General features: G+C 44.6%; 5 protein-coding genes. 1 reads left to right on the top strand and 4 read right to left on the bottom strand.

Annotation, left to right across the window (positions count from 1 at the left end):
* Positions 1-396 precede the first annotated feature (396 nt).
* From hpsJ-A to rfbB, 4 genes are all read right to left on the bottom strand, one after another.
* Positions 397-1,074 (bottom strand): HpsJ-like protein, cyanoexosortase A-associated, encoded by a 678-nt coding sequence (gene hpsJ-A, locus QUA03_RS28140; RefSeq protein WP_333216922.1) that lies wholly within the window; start codon positions 1,072-1,074, stop codon positions 397-399.
* A gap of 178 nt (positions 1,075-1,252) precedes the next feature.
* Positions 1,253-1,921 (bottom strand): cyanoexosortase A system-associated protein, encoded by a 669-nt coding sequence (locus QUA03_RS28135; RefSeq protein WP_333216920.1) that lies wholly within the window; start codon positions 1,919-1,921, stop codon positions 1,253-1,255.
* Complete coding sequence (crtA, locus tag QUA03_RS28130) at positions 1,921-2,772, bottom strand: cyanoexosortase A (protein WP_333216918.1); 852 nt, start codon at positions 2,770-2,772, stop codon at positions 1,921-1,923. Before crtA ends, QUA03_RS28135 begins: the two co-directional genes overlap by 1 nt.
* 386 nt (positions 2,773-3,158) lie before the next feature.
* The gene (gene rfbB / locus QUA03_RS28125; RefSeq protein WP_333216916.1) at positions 3,159-4,265 is read right to left on the bottom strand and encodes a dTDP-glucose 4,6-dehydratase; all 1,107 of its coding nucleotides are present in this window, start codon (positions 4,263-4,265) and stop codon (positions 3,159-3,161) included.
* A 357-nt stretch (positions 4,266-4,622) separates the two neighbouring features.
* On the opposite strand from rfbB, the gene QUA03_RS28120 reads away from it, so the two are divergent.
* Entirely contained in the window at positions 4,623-5,165 is a 543-nt protein-coding gene (locus tag QUA03_RS28120) for a hypothetical protein (RefSeq protein WP_333216914.1), read from the top strand.
* Positions 5,166-5,572: the final 407 nt, after the last annotated feature.

The following is a 5,572-nucleotide window of genomic DNA, read 5'->3' as shown; positions in this document are numbered from 1 at the left end:
TAGATTTTAGATTTTAGATTTTAGATTTTAGATTTTAGATTTTAGATTTTAGATTTTAGATTTTAGATTTTAGATTGTGGATTTTAGATTTTAAATTGTGGATTTCACAATGCCAGACCGCGTCTTGGTGCGCTCCTCTTCGAGGACTGCGCTAACGACGGATTTGCATCATTCTCGGTGTTTGCTATCGGCAATAAACAAGATTTATTACCGATATCTTTTGAAAAGAAGAAGAGCCAGCGCTGCACCCAACGAAATTTCTAGGGTTTGAGGGTCTTCTTAACCACCAAGACGCGGGCGGCGTGTACAGGGCGCACCTTAATCCTCAACAAGACTTTCCGGGTGCACCTAGCGCACCTTACTAGCTCACAAATCGCAACTCAAAACTCAAAACTACTACCGAGCCCAGTCAGTACCGCGCCACAGCGTAAAAAACAAAACACTAGAAATTAGCGCGCCCAGTAGCCACTTAATAGCATTTTTAAATAACCCCAAGCGCTGACTAGACTGAACCGCAGCACTTTGCGTCTGTAACCTTTCCTTAGCCGGGGTAATTCTCGAAAGAATTTGCTCTTTCAATTGCTGTGGGTTTTGCGTATCCGCTGGTACTCCCAAACGGGTAAGTTCCCCGGCCAAATTCCTTAAATCTTCAGGACTACCCTTATTCAGCCGTTCTTCCACCTGCTGCAACTGAGCTAATTGTTGGTTTGCTTGAGTAGTAATTTGCTGGTTGTTTTGGTTGTTGACGTAGATAGTGCCAAAAATTCCCAAAGGCAGCATCAACAGAAAAAGCAGACCTAGCAGCAGACACACCCAAGACAAAACCTTCAAAAAAACGTCTTCCAAGGCTCTGCGATCGTACCCTTCGCCAAAAAATATCAGCGCCATTGCCAGTAGAGGAACTGGCACTCGTTCCACTACAGCCCCAATCGTCTGCAATTCCCAGAGGCGATTACCAAAATTTGCTGGTATAAGAACTGCAATTGTATCTAATACAGACAAAATTAATAGACCGTAGCCAATCCAACGCAGTCTGTAGATAGAAAAACCTTGTTCGCCTTGTAAGTCATTCATAAAATAATCAGAGTTGTTGTTAAGAAAAATCTCTCTTGACCCCGCTCAAGAACGGATACAAGCTCCCGACAACAGTCGTGGAGAGTCAAAAATTTTAGACTCTTGTTCAAGCTTCCAGATTCACCTGTGGAGTAAAGCTAAAAGCTAAAAGCTAAAAGCTAAAATCTACTGAATCGAGTCAAGGATCGGGGAATCGCGGTTGCCACCACTCATACCAAGAAACCCAAGCATTCTCTAGAATTTTTTTGGCATCTTCTGGAGTTGTTTTATCCAAAGGCACAGACATCTGAGTCCACAAACAGCGCCGGTCTTGAATATTTCCCCTACCTAACAACCAAAACAGAATACGGTTTGGCTGCCAATCGCGAGTATTTCGATTATATCTAAACTGTTGGGAAGTTACTGTAGCACTGCCATTAGGATTGATACACGAACTCAAGTACAGTCGATTTTGCTGTTGCAAAATTCCGTGAAACCCCGCGCCTTGAGTGTTTGCCAATGCTAGTTTAACAGGATACGACTTGAGAATAGTATGTCCTTTCATCATACCTTCCACATCCCCAATGGTGTTTACCGCATAGCGCATCTCTATTTCTAGATCCATGCTATTTTTTTGATATTCATATTTCCTGGCAGCTTTGAATTCTGAATTTTCCTTAATTTCCAGAAGCGCGCTCTTGTTTAGTTTCCAATCGGCTAGAGGCACCGACTCGGGAAACTCAAACGGGGTTGCCACATTCTTGCCATCCGATGGATAGAAAACCAATTTTCCGGCAACCAACAAAACGCCTCCCAAAGTAACAGCCAACAGGGAAAGCCTAAGTGGTTTCCAAGAGGTAATAGCCATTAGCAATTCTGTCCTTCCTGATTTGGGGGTTGGTCTTTCAAAATTGCGAACCAGCAGAATAACCCGAAAATAAATACAGCAATCATCGAAAATATTACCGAACCATTTCCTTCGTGCCAGTATTTAAATGCTTCTGGTTTAGATAGCGATACCAGCACTGCCAGGAGACCAACTCGCGCGGCATTAACTAGAAATGCAGTAATTATGGCTACGAATGGCAATACAATTTTCTGACCCGTAGTGGTAGGAAACATCAGTAAGAAAACCAGAGCTAGTCCTAACAATTGTAGCATCGCATTTACGCCGGAACAGCCGTGATACACTTCCACGCTGCCCTTTTCCAGGATGAGAAAAACCCCTTTCCGCACCACTTCAAATCCTATATAGTGCAGGAGGAAAGCTGAAAATTTTGCTGTTAATAGGGCGACATCAACGAAGACTCCGATTAATCCGGGAGGAATAGCTGTATAGCCAAGAATTAGAAGTTCCTGCCAATATTGTTTCAGTCCTTTTGTGCCGGAAGCCAGCAATGCAAGACTGATTCCTGACAAAAAAGGCGTTGCTCGGATGAAAAAGTCGTATCCAGATATCGACGAGCTTTTTAGCAAAATTAAAGCAATTAACGATGACCCAAAGACGCTGGCGAAAATTCCGCTTTCAAAAGTTAAGGATTCGTGCCTTTCCCAAATTAAAAATGCTACGACTCCCCAAAAAAGTAACATTGTACCGAACAGGTCAGTGTCGTTTGTTCTGGAAGTCAGAGTTAGGTGTATGGCAATCAAACCGGAGGCGATGCCTAACAGCCAGTATTTAGGTTCTTGGATGTGCTTGAGCGAGTTTATTTCGGTCATTGCTGCTTTTTGTTTTTCCTAAAAGCTTCTAAAAGGCTTAAGCTTGTAACTCTATTAAAATTATCAGCTACAAACACTTAAATTTATGCGTTTGGGATGATTTTTCACTAAATCTTCACAAAGATTGACAAGAGCAAATATGTGTGATATCTACCTTCACCTAATTAAATCTGAAGTTAGGAGCAAAGACAAAAGAAAACTGATTTTTTAACTCGGATCGATCGCACTTAACGAAAGATTTTCCTCCGTCAAACCCGGTTTCTGCGCCAAAAGTTAAAATGTAAAGCTTGAAGGCAAGACAGAAACCTTTCTGGACGCACTCTTGAGCTGAAAAACCAGTTTTTTAGTGGTTCTGGTTCGTGGTAGCCCGTGCGTCCATGAGTAGATTAGTTAGAGTAGACTTTCCGGTAGTAAGTTTGATATTCCTCCGAAAGCAGGGGTTCCCACCACTCCCGATGGGCTAAGTACCATTCTACAGTCTGTCGCAAACCTTCTTCAACTGTTACTGAGGGAGTCCAACCTAACTCGGTTTTAATTTTGGTGGCATCGATAGCATAACGCCGATCGTGCCCGGCTCTGTCTTTGACAAATGTGATCAATTGTTCGCAAGGACGGGCGGGTAAATCAGAAGCTAATTCGTCCATTAGCTGACACAGCATTCTGACTAAATCGAGATTTTTGACCTCGTTGTTGCCACCAACATTGTAGGTTTCCCCAGGCTGACCACGGTGAATAACGGCATCTAAAGCGCGGCAGTGGTCGAGAACGTAGAGCCAATCTCGCACGTTTTGACCGTCGCCGTATACTGGCAGCGGTTTGCCCAATAACATATTGATGCACATTAATGGAATGAGCTTTTCTGGGAAGTGATAGGGGCCGTAATTGTTGGAACAGTTGGTGATAATTGTCGGGACGCCGTAGGTGTGGAAATAGGCGCGGGCGAGGTGGTCGCTGCCAGCTTTGGAGGCTGAGTAGGGACTGTTGGGCGAGTAGGCAGTTGTTTCTGTGAAGGCTGGGTCATCGGGGCCGAGACTGCCGTAAACTTCGTCGGTAGAAACGTGGAGGAAGCGCATTTGTGCTTTGAGAGATGGCTCATCAATTGCTTCAAAATGCTTGCGGAAGGCTTCTAAAAGTGTGAAGGTTCCGACAACGTTGGTTTGAACAAAGGCGGCAGGCCCGATAATTGACCTGTCAACGTGGGATTCTGCGGCAAAGTGCGCGACTGTGGTGATGTTTTCTTCTTGGAGCAAGGTATCGACTAAGGTTCGATCGCAAATATCCCCCTGCACAAACCGAAAATTTTCGCCTCCTTCCAAAGTTGTCAGGGTTTGTCGGTTTCCGGCGTAGGTTAAAGCGTCGAGTACGACTACTCGATCGCCCGGATAGCTGCTGCACCAGTGATGCACAAAATTCGAGCCGATAAATCCAGCCCCGCCCGTCACCAACAATCGGCGAGGAGCTCGCTCAATGCCTTGAGTCGCGTTGTCTGTCATAAAAATAAGAGTTATTCCAATAACTAAGCCTTTACAAAAGTAGCCTTAAAAGTAGTTTGTCACCAACTGTTTGCCACTCTGTAATTAAAATTTCTACTGTCTCACCTCAGATTTTGTAATTTGGGCGCGATCGAAGTATTGGTTCACAAAACTTGAACTTCTACCGAGCTGTTAGTCCAAATGCTTACAGAATAAGCATTTCAGATGTGTAATCTGGCAATTTTAAATTTGAATTGTGTGAGGCTATAGCTGACTTTTGCGATCGATCCTCGATATGGGCGGCGCGCAGAGTTGATACATTTGTAAAGAGCTGTTACCATTAATTTTTTAATTATCCTTTACAATCTGCACAGCACCATGAAGAAGTTTCAAGTGTTAGCTGGCATTGCTTCCGTCGTCGCGATCGCAAGCAGCATCGCCATAGGTGACGCCGCATCTGCTTTCCCCTGTTCCTACAGCAAATCAGGGGCAGCTAAATCTGGTTCTGCGACAACGATCCTAGGTTCTGGCGGCTCGGAGCGCATGAATCCGTGGAAATCCTACAAAACAGCAGCTCTCGGTTTCCTAGGTTTGGCTGGAGTTTTGGGTGGCGGAGCGGCCTACATGAGCTACCGTGCCGGCAAGCGCGCCTCTGCTGCTTGCGCTGCGATGACCGATAATTTTGAAGTTTTTGAAGAGTCGGCTCCGATCGCAGATGCAGGTGTTTCTGGACACATGGAAGTTCCTGCCTTGCTCGATTTGACGGCGGCGGGTGCTGTAGCTGAGTCAGCAGATGCGGTTGCAGTCGTTCGCGAACACCCAGAAGCTCCAGGCGGCGAGCTGGATTTGCCAGTTTCGCCAGGTGCTGAGTTGAGTTCTGAAATTGCGATCGAACAAGTCCAAAGCGCGATCGTCAAATAGTTATCTCAAACCAAAGTATTCGCTTAGCGCACCTCCAATCTTGCAAGATTGGAGGTTTTTTGAGTCGAAATTATCTACCCTACAATTTCTTGTCATGGCGATCGCGAAGCACTGCCAACAATAGACAGATGAATCGATAGCACACAATCTCATATTTCGGCAAAGCAAAGGAACGCCGAATTAAGCTAAATAAAAAAAACTCTGGCTACAATCATCAATCTCATAGCAATTATTAAAAGTCGCCGCTCTCCGTCAGGACAATGCTGTGCCGTTTTCCTACTGTATTTGAACTGTATTTGATCCGATTGAAAACTGTTATAAAATTAGATGAGTAGACCTCTTGCGAAAGTCTCAGACGAGCGCTAGTTTGTCTTCAAAAAAAGTTCATAATTATAAATACCAGCGAT

It is taken from the genome of Microcoleus sp. S36b_A4 (genome assembly GCF_036700645.1).
GTDB lineage: Bacteria > Cyanobacteriota > Cyanobacteriia > Cyanobacteriales > Microcoleaceae > Microcoleus.
Note: the sequence above shows the minus strand (reverse complement) of the source record. Positions and strands in the feature narration are given on the sequence as shown.